General features: G+C 41.6%; 23 protein-coding genes. 1 reads left to right on the top strand and 22 read right to left on the bottom strand.

Annotated features, from left to right (window positions below; translation table 11 throughout):
- Window positions 1–7: 7 nt before the first annotated feature.
- The 13 genes from HMPREF0850_RS07675 to HMPREF0850_RS07615 form a co-directional block, all read right to left on the bottom strand.
- On the bottom strand, window positions 8–979 hold the full coding sequence (locus tag HMPREF0850_RS07675; protein WP_000971799.1) for a glycosyltransferase family 2 protein: 972 nt from the start codon (window positions 977–979) through the stop codon (window positions 8–10).
- Entirely contained in the window at window positions 976–1,812 is an 837-nt protein-coding gene (locus HMPREF0850_RS07670; RefSeq protein ID WP_001281448.1) for a LicD family protein, read from the bottom strand. The genes HMPREF0850_RS07675 and HMPREF0850_RS07670 overlap by 4 nt, the downstream gene beginning before the upstream one ends.
- A 146-nt stretch (window positions 1,813–1,958) precedes the next feature.
- On the bottom strand, window positions 1,959–3,239 hold the full coding sequence (locus tag HMPREF0850_RS07665) for an LCP family protein (protein ID WP_000032491.1): 1,281 nt from the start codon (window positions 3,237–3,239) through the stop codon (window positions 1,959–1,961).
- Window positions 3,236–4,084: a prephenate dehydratase gene (gene pheA / locus HMPREF0850_RS07660; RefSeq protein WP_000686428.1), complete on the bottom strand. Its 849-nt coding sequence runs from the start codon at window positions 4,082–4,084 to the stop codon at window positions 3,236–3,238. The genes HMPREF0850_RS07665 and pheA overlap by 4 nt, the downstream gene beginning before the upstream one ends.
- On the bottom strand, window positions 4,081–4,557 hold the full coding sequence (locus tag HMPREF0850_RS07655; protein WP_001151355.1) for a shikimate kinase: 477 nt from the start codon (window positions 4,555–4,557) through the stop codon (window positions 4,081–4,083). Before HMPREF0850_RS07655 ends, pheA begins: the two co-directional genes overlap by 4 nt.
- Complete coding sequence (gene aroA / locus HMPREF0850_RS07650; RefSeq protein WP_000769884.1) at window positions 4,550–5,833, bottom strand: 3-phosphoshikimate 1-carboxyvinyltransferase; 1,284 nt, start codon at window positions 5,831–5,833, stop codon at window positions 4,550–4,552. The genes HMPREF0850_RS07655 and aroA overlap by 8 nt, the downstream gene beginning before the upstream one ends.
- A gap of 90 nt (window positions 5,834–5,923) precedes the next feature.
- A complete protein-coding gene (locus HMPREF0850_RS07645; RefSeq protein WP_000065975.1) occupies window positions 5,924–6,262 on the bottom strand; it encodes a YlbF/YmcA family competence regulator in 339 nt (112 codons plus the stop codon).
- A 10-nt stretch (window positions 6,263–6,272) separates the two neighbouring features.
- Entirely contained in the window at window positions 6,273–7,166 is an 894-nt protein-coding gene (locus tag HMPREF0850_RS07640) for a prephenate dehydrogenase (protein ID WP_001140492.1), read from the bottom strand.
- A 9-nt stretch (window positions 7,167–7,175) separates the two neighbouring features.
- Window positions 7,176–8,342 (bottom strand): chorismate synthase, encoded by a 1,167-nt coding sequence (gene aroC, locus HMPREF0850_RS07635; RefSeq protein WP_001269881.1) that lies wholly within the window; start codon window positions 8,340–8,342, stop codon window positions 7,176–7,178.
- A gap of 9 nt (window positions 8,343–8,351) precedes the next feature.
- Window positions 8,352–9,419: a 3-dehydroquinate synthase gene (aroB, locus tag HMPREF0850_RS07630; RefSeq protein ID WP_000702139.1), complete on the bottom strand. Its 1,068-nt coding sequence runs from the start codon at window positions 9,417–9,419 to the stop codon at window positions 8,352–8,354.
- Between the two features lie 18 nt (window positions 9,420–9,437).
- Complete coding sequence (locus HMPREF0850_RS07625; RefSeq protein WP_000762490.1) at window positions 9,438–10,292, bottom strand: shikimate dehydrogenase; 855 nt, start codon at window positions 10,290–10,292, stop codon at window positions 9,438–9,440.
- Window positions 10,282–10,959: a type I 3-dehydroquinate dehydratase gene (gene aroD / locus HMPREF0850_RS07620; protein WP_000780374.1), complete on the bottom strand. Its 678-nt coding sequence runs from the start codon at window positions 10,957–10,959 to the stop codon at window positions 10,282–10,284. Before aroD ends, HMPREF0850_RS07625 begins: the two co-directional genes overlap by 11 nt.
- Window positions 10,956–12,119, bottom strand: coding sequence for a class I SAM-dependent rRNA methyltransferase (locus HMPREF0850_RS07615; RefSeq protein ID WP_001079982.1), 1,164 nt, complete (start codon window positions 12,117–12,119; stop codon window positions 10,956–10,958). The genes aroD and HMPREF0850_RS07615 overlap by 4 nt, the downstream gene beginning before the upstream one ends.
- Before the next feature lie 272 nt (window positions 12,120–12,391).
- Here HMPREF0850_RS07615 and HMPREF0850_RS07610 point away from each other — a divergent pair, with 272 nt between their 5' ends.
- A complete protein-coding gene (locus HMPREF0850_RS07610) occupies window positions 12,392–13,840 on the top strand; it encodes an alpha-amylase (RefSeq protein WP_001181035.1) in 1,449 nt (482 codons plus the stop codon).
- An 87-nt stretch (window positions 13,841–13,927) separates the two neighbouring features.
- Here the strand turns inward: HMPREF0850_RS07610 and alaS are convergent, their stop codons facing one another.
- The 9 genes from alaS to cas6 all read right to left on the bottom strand — a co-directional run bounded on the left by alaS (window position 13,928) and on the right by cas6 (window position 24,653).
- On the bottom strand, window positions 13,928–16,546 hold the full coding sequence (gene alaS / locus HMPREF0850_RS07605; RefSeq protein ID WP_000811720.1) for an alanine--tRNA ligase: 2,619 nt from the start codon (window positions 16,544–16,546) through the stop codon (window positions 13,928–13,930).
- A gap of 20 nt (window positions 16,547–16,566) precedes the next feature.
- Complete coding sequence (locus HMPREF0850_RS07600; RefSeq protein WP_000847084.1) at window positions 16,567–17,052, bottom strand: LURP-one-related/scramblase family protein; 486 nt, start codon at window positions 17,050–17,052, stop codon at window positions 16,567–16,569.
- Between the two features lie 298 nt (window positions 17,053–17,350).
- Window positions 17,351–18,640, bottom strand: a complete 1,290-nt coding sequence (gene csm6 / locus HMPREF0850_RS07595; RefSeq protein WP_000153851.1) for a type III-A CRISPR-associated CARF protein Csm6 — start codon at window positions 18,638–18,640, stop codon at window positions 17,351–17,353.
- The gene (gene csm5, locus HMPREF0850_RS07590) at window positions 18,612–19,700 is read right to left on the bottom strand and encodes a type III-A CRISPR-associated RAMP protein Csm5 (RefSeq protein ID WP_000846387.1); all 1,089 of its coding nucleotides are present in this window, start codon (window positions 19,698–19,700) and stop codon (window positions 18,612–18,614) included. Before csm5 ends, csm6 begins: the two co-directional genes overlap by 29 nt.
- Complete coding sequence (csm4, locus tag HMPREF0850_RS07585; RefSeq protein ID WP_000221422.1) at window positions 19,697–20,602, bottom strand: type III-A CRISPR-associated RAMP protein Csm4; 906 nt, start codon at window positions 20,600–20,602, stop codon at window positions 19,697–19,699. The genes csm5 and csm4 overlap by 4 nt, the downstream gene beginning before the upstream one ends.
- Window position 20,603: 1 nt before the next feature.
- Window positions 20,604–21,266 (bottom strand): type III-A CRISPR-associated RAMP protein Csm3, encoded by a 663-nt coding sequence (csm3, locus tag HMPREF0850_RS07580; RefSeq protein WP_000852936.1) that lies wholly within the window; start codon window positions 21,264–21,266, stop codon window positions 20,604–20,606.
- Window positions 21,266–21,646 carry a type III-A CRISPR-associated protein Csm2 gene (gene csm2, locus HMPREF0850_RS07575; RefSeq protein WP_000996502.1) on the bottom strand — a complete coding sequence of 127 codons (381 nt, stop codon included), beginning with the start codon at window positions 21,644–21,646 and terminating at the stop codon, window positions 21,266–21,268. Before csm2 ends, csm3 begins: the two co-directional genes overlap by 1 nt.
- Window positions 21,647–23,941 carry a type III-A CRISPR-associated protein Cas10/Csm1 gene (gene cas10 / locus HMPREF0850_RS07570; protein ID WP_000711728.1) on the bottom strand — a complete coding sequence of 765 codons (2,295 nt, stop codon included), beginning with the start codon at window positions 23,939–23,941 and terminating at the stop codon, window positions 21,647–21,649.
- The gene (gene cas6 / locus HMPREF0850_RS07565) at window positions 23,922–24,653 is read right to left on the bottom strand and encodes a CRISPR-associated endoribonuclease Cas6 (protein WP_000821018.1); all 732 of its coding nucleotides are present in this window, start codon (window positions 24,651–24,653) and stop codon (window positions 23,922–23,924) included. Before cas6 ends, cas10 begins: the two co-directional genes overlap by 20 nt.
- Window positions 24,654–26,134: the final 1,481 nt, after the last annotated feature.

The following is a 26,134-nucleotide window of genomic DNA, read 5'->3' as shown; positions in this document are numbered from 1 at the left end:
CATGATATTAGTTTTTTAATCCAACAATTTTCTTATATAGCCATGGAGAAAAGACAAGTGAAAGGATCGCTACCTTGCGAAAAGTAGTGAAATAAGCGTCCTTCCATATTTCGCGTCGATGCCGAACAATCCAAGTCCTCAGCTCGGCTTTCTCCTTTTGATACTCTTCACGTGAAGTAAAGATAATTTTATCGTAAACTGTGATGTACGACCAACATTCTCTATTTTTCAATTCGTATTTTAAATTAGGAAAAGCTTGCGATACTTGAGCTATAATCTTCTTATAAACTTCTATCGTATCAAATACATGCTGATTAACAGACGTTGTAGCACTTCCCTCACGATGATCATAATAATAAATTGGTTTGTCAATAAATACGCTACTGCATCTTGTCTTTAACAACAATTCTGTCAAAAACAAGGCATCTTCAGCTAGATGATAGCTTGTATTAAATTTTTCATCCGCCAGCAGGTCTCTCTTAAACAGTTTTGCGACAGGAAAAAATGACGTTCTAGTAGTCATCAGTAATTCCTTCATGGTTTCTTCTGTTGACCAGATTTCTTTTTTTCCAGAATGAGGAGGTAAATCTGTCATAATTCCATTTTTAATATGGTGCAGAGGAGCGATTGTAAATCCTACGGACTCCTCATCATCAACTGCACCAATCAAGATTTCCAGATAATCTTTCGTAACGAAATCATCGCTATCAATAAAGGTGATCCAAGCACCAGTCGCCAGCTTGATTCCCGTATTTCTCGCATTTGAGACTCCAGCATTTTCTAGATGATGAACCTTGATATTCTCATGCTGAGAGGCTAAATTGTCACAGATAACTCCACTGGAATCAGTGGAGCCATCATTGATCAGAATTAGTTCAAAATTGGCATAAGTTTGTTGAAGAATCGACTCCACACATCTCTCCAGATAAGCTTCTACATTGTAGACTGGAACGATAACGCTAATTTTTTCTCCCATCATGCTCCGTACTCTCCCTTGTACTCTGTGTAACTCTTGTCCATGTCTGCTATAATGGCATCATGATGTGGCACTTGCTTGTCTGCTGGTGGTGGTGTCATATAATCCCCAAAAGCAGTGCTAAGATAGGCATCATAGCCGACTGGGATGGGCATTTCAGTTCCTTCAAATGGCAAGAAGAGATTATCTTCAAAGGATGCGATTGGGTACTTGTTTCTCATGTAGCCAGGACCTGAGCATAATTCCGTGATTCCATCACTCTCAACTAGACTGTACTTGGTCATTTCTTTCTCAGCTTTTTTCCAAATGCGATAACGTAGAGATTTTGGCGTCAAACCGAGTAAAATGCGACTTCCCCATTTCATGACTGCACCATGCTTTTCTGGGACAGTTTGGGCGCAAAAGAGTGAATAGATCAAGGCCCAGCGGACTTGTTTCTTACGCTCAGCTGGATTTTTAGGATAGTAATCTAAAGGTAAAACATCCAAAGCCAAACCGTGTGGCAAATCTAAATCCTTCTGATAAGGCTTGATACAAGTTGTTTCCCTATCACGAATAGTAATAAAAAGGTTCCGATCGACAAAATCCTTGTGACTCTTTGACAAAAAATACCGCTCATCTGCATAACGAGGCCATAATTCAACTAATTTTTCATAGTCCTTGCGAGGCATGAAAAAATCTAGATCATCATCCCAAGGAATGAAGCCCTTGTTGCGAAGGGCACCGATAGCCCCTCCACCACAGAGATAGCACAACAAGTCATGTTCTTTACAAAATGCGACGAAATATTCAGCCATTTCCAGGCTACGAGCCTGAATCGCTTTCAAATCACTCATGTCTCTCCTCTTCTGTCCAATAACGAGTTATATCGTTTTATTATACCATAAAAAAGTCTTAAAAATCCATCAGATACCGTAAAAAATCAAAGCCAATCCACCATTTTTACTGGTGAATGAAGCTTTGATTTTCATTTATTTACCTCTTATCTCATTCCCATTTGGGCGAGTTTAGCCCGGTATTTGTTTTGGTCGACAAGTAGACCTTGTCCTCCGTAGACATCATAAGCATCTACCCAATCGCCAAGTTCTGGCACTGTCAATCTTTCAATACCGTTCTGTGCGCCTTCGATAACTGACAAACCATTAGTCAGTAGGAAAGTATAAGGTAGATTGGTTGAGGTCATTCCAAAGACCTTTCCAAGTGCCTCTGATCCTGTAAAGAGTTTGGTTGGATCTTTGATTTGCTCAAGAACAGCTGACATGACTTGCTGCTGACGTTTGGTACGACCATAGTCTCCTTCATCATCATCACGGAAGCGAGCGTAATTGAGCAAGGTCGAGCCATTCATCTGCTGTTTCCCAACTTTAATAGTTTGAGTTGGTGATTCGGTTTCTGTTGCATGTAGGTCATCTCCAACTGTAGCTTCTGTTAGAGGCTGGCCATTTAACGTTGAAAACTTAGCGTCTATAGTCACTCCATCAGGAAATAGTGTATCAATGGCAGTTGCGAAGGCCTGAAAATCCACTAGAGCATAGTACTTAATGTCCAAATCAAAGTTATCTTTTAAAACCTTGCGGACCATTTCAGCCCCTCTTTGCCCTTCCTGTTCCCCAAGTTCATAGGCCACGTTGAGTTTATTATCCGTTTGTTTCTTGCCATTCACAATCTGGCTGTAGCCATCAATATAGACTAGGTTGTCACGCATGAAGCTGACTAGCTTGATTTTCTTATCCGAACCACTAACATTCAACACCATAATCGTGTCTGTGCGAGTTTCTGCACTATTTTGACCAATACGGCCATCTGTCCCCATGATTAGGATATTCACCCCGTCTTTAGTATCTTGACCATTAAACACCTGTACTTGTGCCGCTTTTGCATCAGCTGGCTTATTGCTAGTAGTTGCCGACTGGAAACCTCGAAGGAACATAATAATCATGCCAGCAGCCACACAGGTTACCAACAGTAAAAGCCAAATTAGAACTCGTTTAAAAAATCTTCTTGGTTTCTTCTTTTTCACTTTTGGAAGAGAGGGAATTTTCTGATGTCTATTCGAGCGACTTTGATTGGAATACTGTGGAATCCCAATGTCCTTCCCTAGATTTTTTCCCCTTTCAACTTCATTAGAGGAAAATCCACCGTCCATTTTTCTTTTTAAATAGTCAAATTCTCTCTTTTCTCTGTCATTTAGGTAATGAATATTCTTAAAAAGGTAGTCATAGCGTAACTGCTCATGATGACTTAAAGGGCTTTCTTTGCTCATAGGTTCTCCTTTCCTAGATCCCTTATGGTGAAAATAGGGTAGGTTCCCAGTATCTTGTACTGGATTCCAATTGCTCCTAGTTCTTGTCTGGCAAAATGAACCAGCTCTTTATCACTATACTCTACATCGATAATGAAAAAGTATTCTCCCAAGGCTGTTTTCAAAGGGCGGCTTTCTATCTTGGTTAGATCAATCCCTCTCCAAGCAAAGGTCGAAAGTGCCTTGTAAAGAGCACCAGGTAGGTTGTCTGGTAAGGTCAAGGCCAAACTCATTTTTTCAGCTTGCGAGTTCAAAGGAATCATCGGTATCTCTGCTCCTAACACCCAAAAACGTGTGAAATTGGCTTCCATTTCCTGAATATCCTCAGCAATCAATTCCAAGCCATATTCTTCAGCCGAATTTTTAGGGGCAATAGCCGCAAAAGGTTGGTCTGGATGTTCAGCAATAAAGCGAGCTGCATAGGCTGTGCTTGCCGTCACTTCAAGTTGGGCTTCTGGATAATGCGCCTCTATGAATTTCTTTCCCTGAGCTAGAGCCTGCGGATGAGAAAAGATTTTCTCAATTTTTGACTGACCAGGAACTGCCATCAGCTGCTGATGAATGGGTTGAACAATTTCTGCAACAGCCTGAATATCCGCCTGATGAAACAGATAGTCCAAGCTTTCATGCACACTCCCCTCAATGGAGTTTTCAACTGGTACCACAGAATAGTCCACCAAGCCCTGTTCATAGGCCTTAATAACATCTGTGATATTGGCAAAAGCCTGCAATTCCTCTTTGGGAAAGGCCGTCTGCACAACATGATGCGAAAAAGATCCCTTGGGACCTAGATAGGCAATTTTCATCTCAATTCCTCTATAATTTCCTCTGGGCTTAACTTGGTCACATCCAGAATCCGACTGGCTACTTCCTCATACCAAGCCTGTCTTTCTTGAAAAATACTGGCTAGTTCTTCCTTGCTATTATTTAGAAAAAGCGGGCGCTGATTGTCCTTGTCAGCTGCGATACGTTGGTAGAGGGTTTCAAAATCTGCTTTTAGGTAGATGTTATCAGGATTGGTTTTGAGCAAGTCACGATTTCTCTGAGAAATGATAATTCCTCCGCCAGTTGACACAACGTGATCCGTTTTTAGTAAGTCAGCTAGGACTTCTGACTCTACTTGACGAAAGGCCACTTCTCCCTTTTCAGCGAAAAAATCCGCAATGGACATGCCTAAACGTTCCTCGATTAAGGCATCCATATCGATGTAGTCTGGGTCCAATCCTCTAGCGATTGTCGACTTACCAGCTCCCATAAATCCGAGTAATACCTTAGCCATGAATCAAGGTCTCCAAATCATCAAAGAAGCTAGGATAGCTGGTATTGATGGCTTCGGCACGATCAAGCTCCACTTCTCCATCTTTTACTAAGAGGGCTGCAATGGAAGTCATCATTCCGATACGGTGGTCACCAAACGTATTGACTCTAGCGCCATGAAGTCTTGATTTCCCTTTGATAATCATCCCGTCTGCTGTAGGAGTGATGTCCGCCCCCATGCTATTTAAAGCATCTGCCACTACCTGAATGCGGTCTGTTTCCTTGACCTTTAGTTCTTCAGCATCCTTAATGACCGTTACACCATGCGCTTGGGTCGCGAGAAGAGAAATAATGGGCAATTCATCAATCAAGCGTGGAATCAAGGCACCATCAATCTCTGTTCCTTTCAAGTCTGAAGACTCGACAGTCAGCGTTGCTGATTTAGCGACTGAGTCAATTTCAGTTACTTCTAATTTTCCACCCATGGCGCGAATGACATCAATAATACCTGTACGCGTTTCATTGATGCCCACATTCTGCAGCACCACACGAGAATCTGGCACAATCAAACCTGCGACCAACCAAAAGGCTGCACTGGAAATATCTCCTGGCACAACTACCTTTTGTCCGGTAAGTTTTTGTGGTCCTTGGACTGTAATTTTCTTGCCATCCACACTTAAATGACCACCAAATTGCTGAAGCATATCTTCGGTGTGGTTACGAGTACATTCTTTCTCGATAATAACGGACTCCCCCTGAGCCTGTATGGCTGCAAACATCAAGGCGGACTTGACTTGGGCAGAGGCGATTGGCAACTCATAGTGAATAGGTGTAAGGTTTTTCGTCCCTTTTAGGCGAAGAGGAGGCAGGTCTCGCTCGGTTTGCCCTGCAATGCTAACGCCCATTTTTTTCAGAGGAAGGGTCACACGATCCATAGGACGTTTAGAAAGACTATCATCTCCGAACATTTCTACTTCGAAGTCTGCACCAGCAAGGACACCTGAGATCAGGCGAATCGAGGTTCCAGAATTCCCCATATCAAGGGCATTTTGCGGAGCTTTTAAGCCATCCATTCCAACACCTTGAATAGTAATAACCCCATCTTTGTCCTCAATTTCAACACCAAGGTCACGAAAAACCTGCATGGTTGAGAGCACATCCTCTCCACGCAGAATATCATAAACCTTGGTCTCGCCCTCAGCCAAACTTCCAAAAATAATCGAACGGTGGCTGATAGACTTATCACCTGGAACCCGGATATTGCCATGTAAGTGGCGAATGTTTGTTTTTAGTTTCATAGTTGACCTCATACTTGCAATACTTTTTCTTATTTTATCACAAAAAAGCCAGAAATTCCTGAAATTTCTGACTTTTATACAGATAAAATACTATTTCAATAATTCTGAAACAGGTTCAAAGACAATTTTTTCAATGTCTGAAAGGTAAATGGACAATTGTTGCTGTTTGGCAAAGAAATCTGACAAAAGAGCGTTCTCTTGGATTTGCTTGCTGAAAGACTGCATCTTTTCTTGGAAAGAGGCGTCTGGCATTTGTCCTGTTTGCGCCATGACTTGGATTTCTTGTTGGAAAGCAAGGTAGTCTACAAAAATCTTGCTGGCTTGATTATCTGCTTGGATGGCATCTTTGGCTGCTTTGACCGCCTTGTATTCTGGTAATTCGCGTAACCCGCGACTGAGTTCATTTGCACTATCGTAAATATTTGACATGATTTTCTCCTTATTTGATGACGACTGTGTAGTCCGTATTTTCTGTAATTAAGCGTTCAGCTCGTTCCAAATCTTGAGCATTTTTAAAGGAAATTTGTAGAATCCCGTGAACATCCTCCCGGTTTTCTTCGTTGATGTGAATGTTGACCAAGGAAGTCCCACGTAGCAATTCCAAAATCCGCAAGATGACATCTTCTTCATCGGGAACGTCGACATAGAGGTCGTAAGAGCTATCCACACCTCCACGCTTATGGATTTCCATAGCCTGCCGTTGCTCACGCGCCTGATTGAAAAAGTTCCAGATTTGCTCCTCATCTCCCTTAGTCATGGCTTGTCCAATCTCATCTAAGCGCTCCTTGAAATCCTCAATTCGATCCAGAATAGTTTCTCGATTGGACAAGAGACCTGAAAGTAGATCTTTCATTTCCTCAAGTGTGTCAGGACTTGTCAGTCTCAAAGGTGTAAAGATATAGTAGGCATTTTCAAAGAGATTAACATCCGCAGAGGCAGCCCCTGTCTTGTGGCTACCTGCCATTGGATGGGCCCCGACAAAGCGAACAGGCTTGCCAGCTAAATATTCCTCCGCTGCTTCCACAATGGCTGACTTGGTTGAGCCCGCATCCGAGATAATGACGCCTTCCTTCAAGTCTAAATCTGCCAGCTCCTTAATAAAAGCAATGGTCTGCTTGATTGGCAAGGTCAGAATGATGACATCTGCCAGAGGAGCGAAACTGGCAAAATCATCCGTCGCACGGTCTATCATGCCTTTTTTCAAAGCAATGTCTCTCGAAGCCTGGCTACGATTGTAACCTAAAATTTCATAATCTGGATGATCGCGCTTGATACCGAGCGCCATTGAAGCACCAATCAAACCGAGACCTGCGATATAGATTGTTTTTGCCATAGGAACTCCTTAATAGTTCTTTGTATATTCTCGGTGGTTAGCTACCGCTTCTTTTAATTCCTCAAGATTATCTGATGAGAATTTTTCAAGGATTTCTTGTGCTAGAACCGTTGCTACAACGGCTTCCATGACTACACCTGCTGCTGGAAGAGCGGTCGGATCACTTCTCTCCACGGTTGCCTTGTACGGTTCGTGGGTTTCGATATCCACACTCATGAGAGGTTTGTAGAGTGTGGGAATGGGTTTCATGACACCACGGATAACGATGGGCTGACCATTAGTCATACCACCTTCGAAACCACCTAGATTATTGGTACGACGAGTATAGCCGTCTTCTTTAGACCAGAGAATTTCATCCATAACTTGGCTACCTTTACGGTAACCAGCTTCAAATCCAAGACCAAATTCCACCCCTTTAAAAGCATTGATAGAAACAACTGCTTGGGCCAATCGCGCATCCAATTTTCTGTCCCATTGGACATAGGAACCAAGACCAACTGGAACGCCTCCGACGACTGTCTCCACAACCCCACCGATGGTATCACCGTCACGTTTGATTTGGTCAATGTAGTCCTTGATTTCCTGTTCCCGTTCTTGGTTGACAATAGAAACTTCAGACTGGGCAGCTCGTTGCTTGATTTCAGCGACGGTTAGATTTTCAGGTACATCGATTTCCTTGCCACCAAAAACCACAACGTGGTTGGCAATCTCCATATCAAGCTCAGCCAATAGGCGTTTGGCTACTGCTCCAACTGCTACTCGCATGGTTGTTTCACGAGCTGATGAACGTTCCAAGGAATTTCTCAAATCATCAAAACGGTACTTGATGCCCCCTACCAAGTCGGCGTGACCTGGACGAGGATGGGTGATTTTCCGCTTGCTTTTAAGGCGGTCTTCGATATCCTCAGCAGACATGATATCCAACCATTTTTGGTGGTCTTTATTGATGACATCCATGGTAATAGGAGCCCCTGTCGTCTTCCCGTGACGAACGCCTGAGGTAAAGACAACCTGGTCACTCTCAATCTTCATACGACCACCACGACCGTAGCCACCCTGACGGCGTTTAAGGTCTCCATTAATATCCTCAGCTGTCAAAGGAAGTCCAGCTGGAATTCCCTCAATGATAGCCGTTAGACGGGGGCCGTGTGATTCTCCTGCAGTTAAATATCTCATACGTTCTCCTTATTTTACCAAGTAGTCTTTCATCTCTTCCAGAGAAACTGGGTGAATGGTCGCTGAACCAAGCTCTGGCACCAAGACCAATTTCAAGGTGTTGCCACGCGCTTTCTTGTCATGAGTCAAAGCCTGATAAAGCTTGTCAACATCCCATTTTTCATAGTCAACAGGTAAGCCAAATTTCTGACACATCTCTGTAATGGACTGAGTTATGCCAGCTGGCATAAGGCCTTTTTCCTCAGCAACCTTGGCAATCTGTACCATTCCCATAGCCACAGCCTCACCATGCATGACCTTGCCGTAACCAGCTGTTGCTTCAATGGCGTGGCCAATAGTGTGTCCAAAGTTGAGGTAAAGCCGAACACCATTGTCCAACTCATCTTCGACCACCATCTTGCGCTTCACCTGACAAGAATGTTCAATCAAGGTCTCTGCATGTTCCAGAACGCTCTCAACAGAGCCATCCAGTTCTGTTAAGAGAGCCCACAGTTCTGGATCCTCAATCAAGCCGTACTTGATAACCTCACCCATCCCTTCAATCAACTCTCTTTTCCCGAGTGTTTCAAGGACAAGCGGGTCAATCAGAACCCCATCTGGTTGGGCAAAAGTTCCCACCATATTTTTAGCAAATGGAGTATTGACCCCCGTCTTTCCACCGATAGAAGAATCAACCTGAGCAGTCAAACTAGTCGGAATCTGAACAAAGTGAATGCCCCGCATATAGGTAGAGGCCACAAAACCAGCCAGGTCTCCAACGACACCACCACCAAGAGCCACGATCCCATCGCTACGAGTCAAACCTTGCTTAACTAGAAATTCATAGACCTTCTGAACAGTGGTTAAATTTTTTCGTTCTTCGCCTTCTAAAAAGTCAAAAACAGCTACCTGAAAACCAGCATCTTCTAGGCTGAGTTTAACCTTCTCTGCATAGAGAGAAGCTACATGGTTGTCGGTTACAATGACCACTTTTTGAGGTTGCCAGAGTTCTCGCAACCATTGACCAGCCTGGGCCAGACAACCTTTTTCAATCTGAATATCATAAGGATGATGCGGAATATCGATTCTGATTTTCATAGTAGGGTCTCCTTTTCACTATTTATATTTTTCTGTTAAGGACTGCCAAATCTCGTCTGTCGGCATTTCTTTACCTGTCCACAGTTGAAAAGCTTCTGCAGCTTGATAGAGTAACATTCCAAGACCATTAACGGCTGGATTGCCCTGACTTCTAGCCCATTTCAAAAATGGCGTCTCAAAAGGTTGGTAAATGATATCTGCGACCAGGAGAGCCTCTGGCAAATTGATACTTTCAGGAACTGGCGACGACTGACCATCCATGCCCACACTGGTAGCATTGACTAATAAGTCCGACTCGGCAATCCTTGATTGCAGTTCAGAAACATCTTCTAAAGCATACAAGTCCACTTTAAATCCTGTTTGCTCCTGCAACTTGGCTAGGTAAGGTCTTGTTTTTTCCATAGAAACTGAACGCACAAAGACTGAAATCTGACTGACCCCGTCCAAAATGGCTTGTGCCAAGATTGATTTGGCCGCTCCACCTGCGCCCAGAATGGTCATTTTCTTATCCGAGATTGCAAAAGAAGGCAAGCTCTTAAAAAATCCCTTGCCATCTGTATTATATCCAATTAACGTTCCGTCTTGATTGACAACTGTGTTGACCGCCCCAATCAAACGAGCCTCATCACTCAACTCATCCAGATAAGGAATCACTTGCTCCTTGTAAGGCATGGAGAGGTTGATGCCAAACATCTGGTAACGGCGAATATTGGCTACTGTTTCTGCCAAGTCACCCGCTTCAATCTCCCAAGCCACATAGACACCATTGGTAGCTGTCGCCTCAAAGGCCCTATTGTGGATGAAGGGTGAAATAGAGTGTTTGATGGGATTGGCAACAACTGCAGCTAAACGTGTATAGCCATCAAGCTTCATCCAAAATCTCCCTGATTTTTTTCATACTTGATAGAGAAATCTGACCCGGTGCACTGGCCGCATCCATGCTAGCAAAAGACCAGCTAGAACCTGTCACATCTGAAGTGATACGCGAAACCTTACCAATTTTCCCCATGGAAATAGTCACGTACTCTTGCTCAGGATTGAGTGTCTTGAAACCTCGCGTATAATTCATCAGATCCAAAACATCCTGAGCTGTATTTGCCATTACTGATACCTTCACTACTTTTGGAGTCAAGCTGGTCAATTCAGACAAGATTTCCATCATGTTTTCAGGTGTTTCCTGGAAATTGTGATAACTCAAGACCAGATTTGGAAAATCCAACATTTCCTCAAAAACATCCTTGTGGCTGAAATACTCAAAATCCACATAGTCTGGTTGGTAGAGTTGGGTCACTTCCTTGATGATTTGAACATACTCTTCTGAGGAAAGTTCGATTTCTCCTCCCTCAGCGCGAGTCCGAAGGGTAAAGACAAGTTCGCGTCCTGCAAATTTCTCAAAGATAGCGGGTGCTACCTGTAAAATAGCGTCTTTTGCAAGAAAGTCCGCACGCCACTCGATGATATCGGCATCTTCATACCTAGTGGCATCCAGTTCTTGCGCTTCTTCTAAACTTCTTGGCATTACTGAAACGACTAATTTCATCTACTAACCTTCATACTAATCACCTTGAGGTAATTACTGCTTTCATCTTTTTTATTATAGACAAAGTCTGCTGGAAGGCCATATTGGTTTAAGATCTGATATTTTCTTCCTGCAAAACCTTTATCAATTTGTTCTGTAAATTTCTGGCGGGAAACATTGGCAGCATTAGTACTGGCAATGATAATACCTCCAGGATTTAAAATTTCTAGACTCTGGGAAATCAACTTGTGATAGTCCTTCGCCACAGAAAATGTTTGTTTTTTATTGCGGGCAAAGCTTGGCGGATCTAGGACAATCACATCATAGGTCAAGCCTTTTCGCTTGGCATACTTGAAGTACTCAAAGACATCCATGACGATAAAACGATGATTGTCCGTGCTGAGTCCATTTGCCTGAAAATGAGCTTCTGACAACTCTCTGGACCGTTTGGCCAAGTCGACAGAAGTTGTCTCACTCGCGCCTCCCATAGCTGCAGCAACAGAAAAGGCAGCCGTATAGGAAAACATATTGAGCAAGGATTTGCCCATTGCAAGACCGTCAACCAGACTCCCACGAACCTCATGCTGGTCTAGGAAAATCCCTGTCATCAAGCCATCATTCATAAAGACTTGATAGAGCAGGCCATTCTCAAGAACAGTAAAGTAGTCTGGCGCTTCCTCACCATAAACATAGGCAGACTCGTAGTCTAGACCTTTAAAACGAATCTTCTCATAAGCCCCCAAGACCTCAGGAAAAACTTCCTTAAAAGCCTTAACTATCAGCTCACGAATCTGGTAAACAAAGGAGTTGTACCAAGAAAAGACAGCATAATCTCCGTAAAGATCAAGAGTCAGTCCACCAAAACCATCCCCCTCTTGGTTAAAGAGGCGAAAGGCAGTAGTCAAGTCATCCTGATAATAAGGCTTTCTAGCTTCCTTGGCCTTACGAAACAGCATTTCAAAAAAGGCTTGATTGAAACGAACCTTTTTCTTGCTGATGAACCAACCGATTCCCTTATTCTGCTGAGAAAGATAGGCGCTCCCTAAAAAATTCCCGTCTTGACTAAGAACTTCTACTGCCTGATCCGTCAGATCAATATCTCTTAAATCACTTGCTTCCAAAAGAACTAGACCCTTAGCTAGCTTTTTTTCAACACGTCTGCTGACCCTAATTCTATTCATAGCTACTATTATAGCAAATTTTGTGACAATTCTCAAAAAAGAAACCGTTTAACCATATGTACTTTAGTTTACTGAGTGTCATTTTTGTTAAAATAAGTTTATTCCATTTACTTTTTCACCAAAACATCCTCTCCCTTGTGATGGAAAGAGAGATTTTAATCGATAAAAATAGACAATTTCAGAAATGAGTATAGAATCTTGCGCAAACGTTTGCCTAGTTCTAAACTTTATGGTAGAATAAAACACAACATTGATAAGCAAGAGGAAAAACAATGCAAAATCAGACACTTATGCAATACTTTGAGTGGTATCTGCCCCACGACGGCCAACACTGGACGAGATTGGCAGATGACGCAGAACACCTAGCAAATCTTGGTATCAGTCATGTCTGGATGCCACCTGCCTTCAAGGCAACCAATGAAAAAGATGTTGGCTATGGCGTTTATGATCTTTTTGACCTAGGTGAATTTAACCAAAAAGGGACTGTCCGCACCAAGTATGGGTTTAAAGAAGACTATCTTCAAACGATTCAGACTCTCAAGGAGCATGGAATCCAGCCTATGGCTGATGTGGTGCTCAATCACAAGGCCGCTGCTGATCATATGGAAGCCTTTCAGGTTATTGAAGTGGACCCTGAGGATCGTACCGTTCAACTAAGCGAGCCCTTTACTATCAATGGCTGGACTCACTTTACTTTCGATGGTCGCCAAGATACCTACAATGACTTCCACTGGCACTGGTACCATTTTACAGGGACAGACTACGATGCCAAACGCCGTAAATCTGGCATTTACCTGATTCAAGGGGACAATAAAGGTTGGGCAAACGAAGAATTGGTCGATAATGAAAACGGAAACTACGACTATCTTATGTATGCCGACCTAGACTTTAAGCACCCTGAAGTCATCCAAAACATCTATGACTGGGCTGACTGGTTCATGGAAACGACTGGTGTGGCGGGATTCCGCTTGGATGCCGTTAAACACATCGACTCCTTCTTTATGGGCAATTTCATCCGTGATATGAAGGAAAAATACGGCGAAGATTTCTACGTTTTTGGGGAATTTTGGAATCCAGATAAGGAAGCCAATCTAGACTATCTCGAGAAAACAGAGGAACGTTTTGACCTTGTCGATGTTCGCCTCCACCAAAACCTCTTTGAAGCTAGTCGGGCTGGAGCAAGTTACGACCTTCGTAGTATTTTTACCGATAGCTTGGTTGAACTCAAGCCTGACAAGGCTGTAACCTTTGTCGACAACCACGATACCCAACGTGGTCAAGCCCTTGAGTCTACTGTTGAAGAATGGTTCAAACCAGCCGCCTATGCCCTTATTCTATTACGCCAAGATGGGCTTCCATGTGTCTTTTACGGAGACTATTACGGCATTTCGGGGCAGTATGCTCAAGAAGATTTCAGAGAAGTTCTTGACCGTCTCCTAGCCATCCGGAAAAACTTGGCCTATGGAGAGCAAACAGACTACTTTGATGATGCCAACTGTATTGGATGGGTACGTTCAGGTGCTGAAAATCAATCTCCAATCGCAGTCTTGATTTCAAATGATCAAGAAAACAGCAAGTCTATGTTTGTTGGTCAAGAATGGGCTGACCAAACCTTTGTTGACCTCCTTGAAAATCATCCAGCACAAGTTACGATCAATGCTGAAGGTTATGGAGAATTTCCAGTAGCAGCAGGTTCAGTCAGTGTCTGGGCAGCAAAATAAACCTATCAGTTATAAGTCAAATCCAAGCGGATTTGGCTTTTTTGCAATCACAAAAAGACCTATCCTAATGGATAGATCTTTAATGTCTTATAATTTACCTGCTACTGCCTCCAAGAGTTCTTGGATTTTCGCTTGATTGCTTCCTCCTGCCATGGCCATGTCTGGTTTACCACCACCACGTCCATTGACGATTGGTGCCAATTCTTTGACAAGGTTTCCTGCATGAAGGTCTTTAGTCTTGCTAGCTACGAGGACATTAACTTTGTCGCCGATAGCTGCAACTAGGACAAGCAAGTCAGAGTAGTCTTTTTGTTTCCAGTTGTCCGCAAAGGTACGAAGGGCACCTGCATCTGATACAGAAACTTGGCTTGCAATGTAACGGTAGCCGTTGACTTCCTTAACGTCCTTGAAGACATCACCTGCAGCTGCGGCTGCAGCTTTTTCTTTCAACTCTGCATTTTCTTTTTGGAGTTGACGGAGCTGCTCTTGAAGACCTTCTACCTTATGAGGAACTTCCTTGAGTTGTGGTGCTTTCAAAGTAGCTGCAATGGCTTTGAGAGCATCTTCTTGCTCACGGTAGGCTTCAAAGGCTTCCTTGCCAGTCACGGCCAAGATACGGCGAGTTCCTGAGCCAATCCCTTCTTCTTTGACGATCTTGAAGAGGCCAATCTCAGAAGTATTACCAACGTGGGTACCACCACAAAGCTCGATAGAGTAGTCACCGATGGTTACAACTCGGACTTCTTTACCGTATTTCTCACCAAAGAGGGCCATAGCTCCCATTTCTTTAGCAGTGTCAATATCCGTTTCAACAGTCTTAACTTCAAGAGCTTCCCAGATTTTCTCGTTGACTTGCTGTTCAATCGCACGAAGTTCTTCAACAGTTACTGCTTGGAAGTGAGTGAAGTCAAAGCGAAGGAATTCTACTTCGTTAAGGGAACCTGCCTGAGTTGCATGTCTGCCAAGGATATTGTGAAGGGCCGCATGGAGCAAGTGAGTCGCAGTGTGGTTTTTCATGACACGAAGACGACGGTCGGTATCGATTTCCAAAGTATATTCTGCATTCAAAGCAAGCGGTGCAAGAACTTCAACAGTATGAAGTGGCTGGCCATTTGGTGCTTTTTGAACATCTGTCACAGTAGCTACGACATTTCCAGCAGCGTCCAAGATTTGTCCATGGTCTGCAACCTGTCCACCCATTTCAGCGTAGAATGGAGTCTCTGCAAAGATTAGAGAGGCAGTTCCTTCTGAAACAGCTTCTACTTCAGCGTTTTCAGCTACGATAGCCACCAACTTAGAAGGCAATTGGCTGGCATTGTAGTTGAAGACACTTTCCACTGTAATGTTTTGGAGGGTTTCATTTTGCATCCCCATTGAGCCACCCTTGACGGCTGACGCACGCGCACGTTCTTGCTGCTCCTTCATGGCTGCTTCAAAACCTTCACGGTCCACTGTCATACCAGCTTCTTCAGCGATTTCTTCTGTCAATTCCACTGGGAATCCGTATGTATCATAGAGTTTGAAGACATCTTGACCAGCAATGACAGATTGACCTTTTTCCTTCAAGTCTGCTACGATACCTTGGGCAAAGTGTTGACCTGAGTGAAGGGTACGAGCAAAGGATTCTTCCTCGCTCTTCACGATTTTCTCGATAAAGTCACGTTTTTCAAGCACTTCTGGGTAGTAGCTTTCCATAATCTTTCCAACAGTTGGAACGAGCTTGTAAAGGAAAGGCTCGTTGATGCCCAATTTTTGACCGTGCATAGAAGCACGACGGAGAAGACGGCGAAGAACATAACCACGGCCTTCATTTCCTGGAAGAGCTCCATCACCGATGGCAAATGAAAGGGAACGGATGTGGTCAGCGATGACCTTAAAGCTCATGTTGTCGCCATCTTGGTCATAAACCTTACCAGACAATTTCTCAACTTCACGAATGATTGGCATGAAGAGGTCTGTTTCAAAGTTTGTCTTAGCCCCTTGGATAACGGCCACCAAACGCTCCAAACCTGCGCCCGTATCAATGTTCTTGTGTGGCAATTCCTTGTACTCACTACGAGGAACAGCAGGGTCTGCGTTAAATTGTGACAAAACGATGTTCCAGATTTCGATGTAACGATCGTTTTCGATATCTTCTGCAAGCAAACGAACACCGATATTTTCTGGATCAAAGGCTTCTCCACGGTCAAAGAAGATCTCAGTATCTGGTCCAGAAGGTCCCGCACCGATTTCCCAGAAATTGTCTTCGATTGGGATCAAGTGGCTTGGATCCACTCCTACTTCAATCCAGCGGTTGTAAGAATCTTTATCGTCTGGATAGTAAGTCATGTAGAGTTTTTCAGCTGGGAAGTCAAACCATTCTGGGCTTGTCAAAAGCTCATAAGCCCAAGTGATAGCTTCATCACGGAAGTAATCCCCGATAGAGAAGTTCCCCAACATTTCAAACATAGTATGGTGACGCGCAGTCTTCCCTACGTTTTCAATATCGTTAGTACGGATAGCTTTCTGCGCATTGGTGATACGCGGATTTTCAGGTTTGATAGTTCCGTCAAAGTACTTCTTAAGAGTGGCTACCCCAGAGTTGATCCACAAAAGAGTTGGGTCGTTTACTGGAACCAAGCTAACTGATGGTTCTACAGAGTGTCCTTTGCTTGCCCAGAAATCAAGCCACATTTGGCGAACTTGAGCACTAGATAGTTGTTTCATAATATCTCCTTATTACTTGTTTAATTTGATTGGCTTTCCAGCATTTCCACATAGTCAATCGCGACACAGAGGGAAATGACTAGGTCTGCATAAGAGTCTTCATAGACGGTTACGGTGTAAGTCGAGGTTAAATGAAAAATCTCTTTCCGAATCTCGGCAATCACTTGGTCGCGGTCATCCAACAATTTGAAATTCAAATCCCAGATATTGCCCTCGATACGAAGCCCCAGATTGTCAAACTCATACTTATCTCGAAAGAAGGTCAACTTCTTACGAATAACGAAATTGGAACCGTTTCGTAGCTGAATAGTAAAGCGAGGAAGCAAGGTGAAAAATTCTTTACTGATTTCACTGACCTGCTCACCATAGGCGTCATAGATGGTAAAGGTCTTAGGAATTTGGAAGAAAGATCCCTCCACTTGATAGTTCACTACTCCTCTGTCATCCTTGATATCAAAACGTTCGCCTCCAAGACGAAACTTTTGTTTCACGAGAAATGTCTTCATAAACACCTCCAAAAATCAAAAGACAAGTCCACATCACGAAGGGCGAAAAACCGCGGTACCACCTTCATTCAATGAACTTGTCATTCTCTTGTTCTTATGCAATTGTCTGATTGAGTAGCATGATTTTCTATCTTAGATGGCTCGCAGCACCGCCATTTCTCTGGACTAAGACAACTGAAAATCAATTCTCAACTTTCTTATTATATCGTTTTTTGGGTTCTGCGTCAACTGGGAAAGCAGGCACATGCAATCTCATTATATGTATCATCAGCAAAAAAAGATTTATTGATAAAGTATATTATTGACGAAGTAAGTCAAGCATTTCATTATTGAGTGTTTGGTAACAAGAGAAATAGTTATCATCAATCTCAAATGTATCTTGTAAAATAAAGCGCAAAGTATCTATAGTCTGTTGCAATTTCTTTGAATTGACTAGTTTACTATCAATCTCTGACAAGCCATGTGCCACCTTATTTCTCTCATTGTTTAAAGAAATGATAACTCTAAGTGACTTAATTAATTCAGGACTATATTTGTAATACTCTAAAATTTTAGTGTATATAATTAGATTTAGAGTTGTTGTAGGAGAAAAGTCTTCTTTTTTGCCCTCATTTTCGTTCTGTGATTTTTTATAATCACTATCTAAATAACCGATAACTTTTTCAAAATCTTGATGTTCTTTGTTTAGCTTAGGTAACTTATTTTTATATATTATTAGATTCGGATGATTCCTTTTTATTCTATCTTCTAATATAAATTCGACTAATGATTTTGACTTAATCAAAACATCTGCTACTTGACCTCGTTTGTTTAAAATCTCTATCATCAAAAAATAATTAAGGGCTTTTTTCTCAACCTCTGAAAGTGGATATTTCTGAATTTCTGAAAGAACTTCTTGTTTTTTAAAAACATTTACTAAGTCGGTTAGAATGATTCTTAAACGAGCTAACTGCTTATTTGAAAGCAGCCCCTTCGAATCTCTCCGGATAACAATCTTTTCAACAGCTAAATAATCATATGACTCTATCAAACTTCTTAAATGACGTTTAACTAAAGAATGATTGAACTTCTCCGCTATATCCATGATACATCTGTTTTCATAATTATCCTGATTATCTTCATTATTTTTAAACAGATTATCTTCCTCTTCCTTGGAGAGTATTTTTTGGGGATTGTTAGATGAATTACTAGGAGTGGTAACTTGAATTGCCTGCGTATTATAGTCATCAATTCGGTTTATAGCGAATAGAGCTGATTTTATCTGAGGAGTACCAGAAGATAGATTTAGAATTAATTCCTCCCCTAATTTAGAATACTCTTTTATAATTTTTCCTATGACCTCATACATTTTATCATACAAATAAACCTCATCATTCCTTAATATTTGCTCATGAATTTTCACATCAGGTTTATAGTCTTTAAATGAAAGAAGGGCTCTCTCAATAAGAGTTTTTTTAACTAACATTTCCTCACTGTAGAGTAAGACGATTCTTTCTGGTTTATATTTTCGAGCTATGTGCATTAAGGCTGAGTCTCTGTTCTTACTGATAGGATCCGTATTACCTACTGCTGAAATTAAAATTGTCATTTGTAATCTCCTTAATCATAAAGTTCGCCTTGCCCATTTCATAGAAGGATTCATTATTCATTATCAGTTTACGAGTTGCTTGTGTTGTTTTAACACTTTTCATTGGTGCTTTTGTTAATTTCAAGACTCCCTTTTCAACCATCCTAGTGGTTCTGCTATTCTCATAACGTTCTTGTAAAATTCCATTTGCTTGTTTAAAAATTGTTTTTGTCCAAGCTCCACTACCAGCACCCAAGTAGATAGGATATTGAATATTTGGCTGAATTTTATTTTCAGGAAAATCTGATAAGAAAAAGTTTTTATATTCTTTGTAAAAGGCTTGCGCTCTCTTTCCTAATTCCTCTATTAGGATTCCAGCTTCCTTAGTAGTTGTAGTAATGGTGAAATTGATTTTAGTTGAGGGCGCGATTGCTTCCCTATATAAAGGGAGAGGCTTGGCAAGAGGGGGCTTGGCTTTATGATCCCATTTTTGAACTAAAATAAGACTTTTATTACTAAATGGTTTGCTATCACTAACACGAATAGCATTAAACAAGTCATCATAGTCCTGCCCTTTTTTTGCTCCCCAAGGAATCAAAGATTTGTTTTCCTTTTTACATTGCAAAACATTTTTATTATTCCAGTCGGGATTGGTATTCATCAAAATAGTCCGAATAGCTCCCTTTAATGAACTTCCAGGAATATAGGGATTACCAAAAGGATCTCTTATAAACTTTGATACTTGATTTAATGCGCCTCCTCTTAAATAGTTATTATTTGTTTCTAACTTAGTTTCTATAATTCTATAGCCACCAAAATTACGGTCAGAAATGCGGTTATCCTCTAAAAAGGAAATCAAGCGATTATTTCTAGCGTTTGGCTTTGTCTCTTGTAAAAAACGCTCAAATTTATGATCGTATCCTTTCTCCACCATTCGATTATAAAACTTACCCATATCAGGGAAATAAAAGTACCCATTTTCATAGATAAATTCTCGAGAAGTATATTTTTCACCATTCCCAATATGGATAGGAGCCATGGCTAGGAGGGTAAATTGAAAGGTTCTATATTCTGTTTTCATCTTTCTTCCTCCATCTTGAAAAATAGTGGTTTAGCATAGTTTAATACTTCATGTGGGAAATCAAGAGGTCTTACATCTACAATATGTCCTGTAAAGGTTTCAGAGAAAGTAGATCCAGAAGCAAACTTATATAAATCCTGCTTACGGTAATTTTCATTAGTTTCTGTACCAAAAGCAAAACCACTTGATTTACTTATTAAATAGGAACCAGTTTCCATAGCATATTCAAGTTCCTTTTCGACTGGTAGAGAAGTCGTCAATGTCATGACAGGTTCTTGATGGGTCTTGGTGAGACGATTTTTTAAGCTATCTGGTAAATCTAAAATAGTCAAATCAAATTGTCCATAACCACTAGAACGTTTCCCACCAATTCCTGTATACTGCAAGCTTGTCATGAGTTCATTCAAGAGGTCAGATTCGTTTGCAATCACGTAAAGAGAAGAATCATCTCTAAATCTAACGGTAGACACTTGAAAAAGATTCCCATCTACATGAGGTTGGTTTTTAGTGATAATGTTTGTTACTGCATGTTCTTCGTCTTCAAAAAGCGTTCCTTTTACATAAGAATCAAATTTATCCAAGGGTATAAACTGAAGTTTCTTCGCCATTTTCGCTTGACGTCTTACTTCTTTGACATCCGTTGTTAAGTCAGGCTGATCAAACTTTGGAAATCCTATCGGCTTAGGTAATAATGGACCTGACTGATAAGGAAAGGCATCAGTCAAAACAAAATGATCTTGACCCGCTATTGACACGAATTCCTCCATTTTCCCCATTTTTTTTGCCTCAATAGCCAAGGCAGAAAATAATCGGTCAGCTGCAAAAGTCATTTTAGAACTATCCAGAGTACCTGCTCCAAAGTGAGCAGACTGAAAGTTCATAATATACATCTTATAGGTCATACTAGACCTCCGTAGTTAAAAGTTCATTCAATCTACTAACATCATAGTTTCCGAAAACTGTATTTGCTTTAAGATCCTCAAAAACAACTTTACCATATCCACGAGAACCTGAACCACCTAAATAATCAAGTTCCAACAGTTTTAATCCATCAAGAATCACTTTGAAGTCTTCTTCTACTTGAGCTTGACTCTTGTCTGTCACCTCATAGATCAGCTCAAATCCAAAGATACTGTCTCGGATAGCACGTTCAATTTGCCTTGGATTTGCTTCAGCAGTGATACGATCAATAGTATTTTCAAACTTAACTTCAGTATAACCTTTGACAGCTCGTGAATCTAAATCCTTTTTGTTAGTTAGAAAGGCATCTCTAAAGATGAGTCTTCCTACTTTATAGTTTTTGTCTGAACTATTCCCAAAGAGACGACTAATAATTTCCCCATCTTCTCCTGGTTTTTCTGCTAATTTAGTATTATATACTCTTGCCAAAAGGATACGCATTTTCCCTTTGATACTAGATCCTGGAATAATGGGTAAGTTTGTAATTGGATCTTTAATCACAGGTGAGTCCGTAGCACCAATCGCCGCAAAAGCATTGCTTGTCCCAATATGAAGTCCTGTCTCTAGACGGATTTGTGCTGTTACTTTAATTTTTGCAAATGCCATTAATCTTTTCCTCCATAAAATTTAAAATAAGCTACTAGCGCTTCCATATAGCGACAAAAACGTTGGAGACTTTCCCTACTATTAATTTCTTTTAAAATTGGTAAAATCTCACCTTTTTGAACTAAGTCCAGTACCGCCTCTTCACGGCCTGATTGATAGACGAATTGGACCCTCAAATAGGCAATCTTATCCTTTAATTCTTCGTACTCACGGACCTTACTTTCATCAAAGAGGGTACTCGTTAAACTCAATAAGTTTCGTAGTTTACTCATGGATAGAACATCTGAATTTTTATTTTTAAAATTACGCTTATCAGTTACTAAATTTTTAATGGTTTTTTCTGCCTTATCTACGTAATTATCATCTGTTAAAATTGCCATCTATGAATCCTTTCTAATCTCATAAATATATAGAAGTAAAGCTATCTCTGCTTCCTTACGTTCATTATCGCTACCTGTATACCAAGAAAAGAATAAATCTTTAAACTCTTTAAACTCTTCTTTTTTATCCTTAGAAGTTTGATCTTCTAAGCGCGTCAAATAATAGGCTAATCGAGCAATATTCATACGATCGTAGTTGCGAAGGAGCTCAATAAGTCTATATACAAAACTCTTTCCTCGCTCATCTTGAATATTAAAGTAGTAACGAATGCTCTTCAGTTTCCCATTATAGACATTGTCAATAAATTGGTCGAACTTCAATGTATAATTTCTTTCAGAATCAACATTGCCAAAAGATTGGTCCAACTTCAAGGTATTACCTGCTTTAAAAAGGGAAATACTATCCTTGTCGTTATCCTTTGCTGCTCCTTCTAGCTTACCAGTTTCTTCAGCCATGAGGCTAACTGGAGTTTTATCTGGAAAGAGGCCGATTCCTGCTGATAGGGTTAATTTGCCATTTGTCCACTTGATAAAGTTTTGTCGGAGACAAATAGTAAACTCAATAATATCCTGCCAAGAACCGATAGCAAATACATCATCTCCACCGGCATAAATGATCGATAGTTTTTTCTCCTTCGCAAACTGGTTGATATAGACCTTAAAGAAGAGACTCATACTTCTAGAGAAGGTTGCCGAGCGTGCCAGAGTATTATATTTGCCACCATCTTGATAGGAGAATCCAGCCATAAAGGCTGCTCCAAGATCATCCACATCTAGTCGAACAACTGCTAATCGCTTAATCCCTTGTCCAGTTTCACTATCCTGAGATAATTTGGCGTACTCGTAAATCTCATCATACTTGTAATCTCCGACAAAGACATGGGTTGCTTTTAGGATATCTGTACTATAGCTATTCTTTACATAAATACGGTCCCACTCTTCATTGGCAAGGTCGGCTTTTGAAATACCACTAATATAGGCTCCCGGACCTATCGGCAGGCCTTTTTCTTTTGTCACAATATAGTAGTTTTCTTGTATTTCCTTGGCAAAGCGATACATCCCTGCACAGATATGGCAGACCTCTTGATCTTTATACTTGGTAAGCTTTTCGACTGAGTGACAAATTGCACATTCTTTCTGGGAGCTTTTTCCTCCTTGGTTGAGTTCAAGCAGAGTTTTGGCATCGTAACGAGAAATTTTCTTTTGGGAAATCATACGACTGGTTGTTTGGTAGACTTTACGATAGTCGACCAGTGTCGTTGTCATATCATTGGCAGAAAATGGACTCCAACCAAATGCTACGTATAGACCTGTCTGGAAATGCTTGACCAAAAACTCATTGAATTCTGCTTCAAAGTGAGCCAAGCTCTCTCTAGTTTTTTCGGTGTTTGGAAGGATAAAGTAGGCGTGCCCTCCACCAACGTAGAGAAGATTAGCCCTCGTAAGCTCTAACTTCTCCAGTAAGTTGTCAGCGATATGTTCCCCCATAAAATCTAGATACAAGGAACGTGCTTTTAGTTGCTTGGCTGCTCCAGCCGTTGCGATATTGTAGATAAAGTCTTGAATCCCTGACAAGTCAAAACTTGCTAATAAAAAGGCCTTCTCGCTATAAAAAGCTTCTAAATCTTGCCCCAGTACCTTCTCATAGTCACGGCAATTCTTGTCTGCTAAATAGTCCTCTATAGCTAGGGCAAAGCCAGCTGTCAGACGACTGTAGGTTGCTAGAGAAATATCCGATAATTCCTTGGTTCTTGTCGAAACAGGCACATAGGAAAGAGTAGACTCAAGGAGATTCAAAAGGGTATATATCTCAGATTGGCTAAAGTCCAATCTCTCAAACTCTTTTTCTAAGGTCTCTACTATCAAGTCATAATCTGACTGGTCAGAAGGCTCACTCGATTCCTTAGCATAGTTTGGTTCCCCGTCAAGCTCTAATGGACGCACATCAAGATAACGCTTACTAGGGCTATCTGAAAATACATTGAAGATATCCGATTGTTTGCTTAGGAAATCTTCTTTACCTCCATGAGTGTCTGCTGCTCCTTTTAAACCTGAAGCAATCTTTGCAGCAGCTGACGTGATATAGACCAAACTATCAGGAGCTAAGTCCTTCGGCAAATCACTAGAAGTCGCCTTGGCTATCTGCTGGGCTATCTTTTCATTATCCGAAAAGCGTCTAAACCATTCGGACCCAATGGTACCCAGGTCTTTCTCATCACACCTGGAACCTTGAATCACCTTGCCGATAGCGTGCAAAAGCGATCCATAAACTAAATCAATCTTTTCTTTCTTCAAGTTCTAAACCTCCCATCCCTAAGCTAGTTTTCATACCGAGACCTGAGTACTCCCCAAATTTTAGAAGCATATTAGCATAAGCTTTCAAGGTATTTGGACCTGTAATCTTAAAGGTCAATTTCCCCCTGAAACCAGGTATTTTTTTGCCATGGACTTTAAAATAGCTGGATTCCAATCGATAGCTGGTAACCCTACTATGCTTGACCAAGTAGTCCAGGGTTTCCTCTTCAATGTCCTGACGATTCTCGACCAGACGTGCATACTTCATCATCAAACTCTGAAAGATGAGACGCATGGTCGGAAAGAGCACGTACTCTCCCTGAGAGCGAAATCCTGTTGGAGTTTGAAAATGTATAGTGTAGAGTGACCGATCTTGGTTTTCATTAAAAAACTCAAAGAGTTGCTCCGAACTGAGATCTTGCATGGACAGAGACTCTACCATGAGAGTTGGTAAATCATGAAGTTCTACTTTCTTGAGCTCCAATAGAACTGGCAAAATCTGCTTGACAGCCTCATCCGTCAGGAGATGAAGGGACCATAGGGTCTTGTCCTTTTGATGGATGATTTTTAGTGAGTAGGGGTTGGTCTCCTGCTCATGTAGCCAAGTCACATAGTCTGGTTCCAAGTTTTCCATAAGAAAACCTTGGAATTTTGTAGATAGGTCGCTCGGTGATTGGTCAATCCGCTTAAATAATAGTTCGATGCGTTTCATATGCCTCCTTTATTGATACAATTGCGCTTTTGGTTTCTCATGAGCGCTTTTTCTTTTACTTTTGGAATTCTTTTCCCTTATGAAACTGTCCCCTCGCGAGGTAGATAGGTAGCTATACGAAATTTTCTTTAATATTTCTGGCGATTTTCAATCGTTTCCGGCCCCTCTCGAGGTAGATAGGTAGCTATACAAAATGGAAATTAACGAAAAATAAGTGCGGTTTATGTTTCCGGCCCCTCGCGAGGTTGATAGGTGGCCATACACGTTGGCTTAAACATACCGACGGTAAATGGTATTAGCTTCCGTCCCCTCTCGAGGTAGATAAGGTATCTATACGGATGGTGGTGGGAGGAGTCTGATGGCTCTTATCCATTTCCGGCCACTCTCGAGGTAGATAGGTTCTTATACTTTATTTTAGCTACCCTATAGATTCGATAGAAAAAATAGTTTCCGGCCCCTCTCGAGGTGGATAGGTTCTTATAAAAATTCGAAAATCATGATAATCCACATAATCTTTAGTTTCCGGCCCCTCGCGGGGCGAATAGATTGTTCTACACGAAATATGGCATTTACAGATACACATGTACTTGGTGCGTTTCCGGCCCCTCTTGAGGTAGATAGGTTCTTATACGGAACTATACGAAGTATTTGATTTGAAAGACGTGTTTCCGTCCCCTCTCGAGGTAGATAGGTTCTTATACAAAAAGAAATTTAACGAAAGGAATTGGGTTGAACAGTTTCCGGCCCCTCTCGAGGTGGATAGGTTCTTATACAGAATCGCTCACTTGCATCACCGTCAGATATTCTACGTTTCCGGCCCCTCGCGAGGTGGATAGGTTCTTATACGGGAAGTCTCAAATTGGAACTACTTCAACATCAACGTTTCCGGCCCCTCTCGAGGTAGATAGGTAGTTATAAAAGGAGTTGGAAGATGAATAAGCAGGAATTGATTGTTTCCGGCCCCTCGCAGGGTAAATAGGAGTCTATACTGCCATACCCACAAATGAAAATCGGATACGATTTCTTGTTTCCGGCCCCTCTCAAGGTAGATCGGTATCTATACAAAAACAGAAAAAATGGAGAAAGCAGCATGAACGAACAAGTTTCCGGCCCCTCGCGAGGGAGATAGGTGGATATACTTATGCTTAAATTTGTTCAAAGCATTGATTTTTCTGTTTCCAGCCCCTCTCGAGGGAGATAGGGGGCTATACGAATGACCGATTGAACAAGAACTTTGAGCGCTACCTGTTTCCGGCCCCTCGCGAGAAAGATAGGGAGATATACCGGCTCTATGCAAACTGGTTGGGTTAAATACTACGAGTTTCCGGCCCCTCTCGAGGTTGATAGGGAGCTATACAAAACCATACGTTGTAATCAAACCTTATGTTCCTGTTCCGTTTCCGGCCCCTCTCGGGGTAGATAGGGAGATATACACTGTGGAGCGGAAAGCTCTGATGTCGATATAGAATTGTTTCCGGCCC

It is taken from the genome of Streptococcus sp. M143 (assembly GCF_000162495.1).
Classification (GTDB): Bacteria; Bacillota; Bacilli; order Lactobacillales; family Streptococcaceae; genus Streptococcus; species Streptococcus dentisani.
The sequence above is the reverse complement of the archived record's forward strand: the minus strand, read 5'-3'. Positions and strand labels throughout refer to the sequence as shown.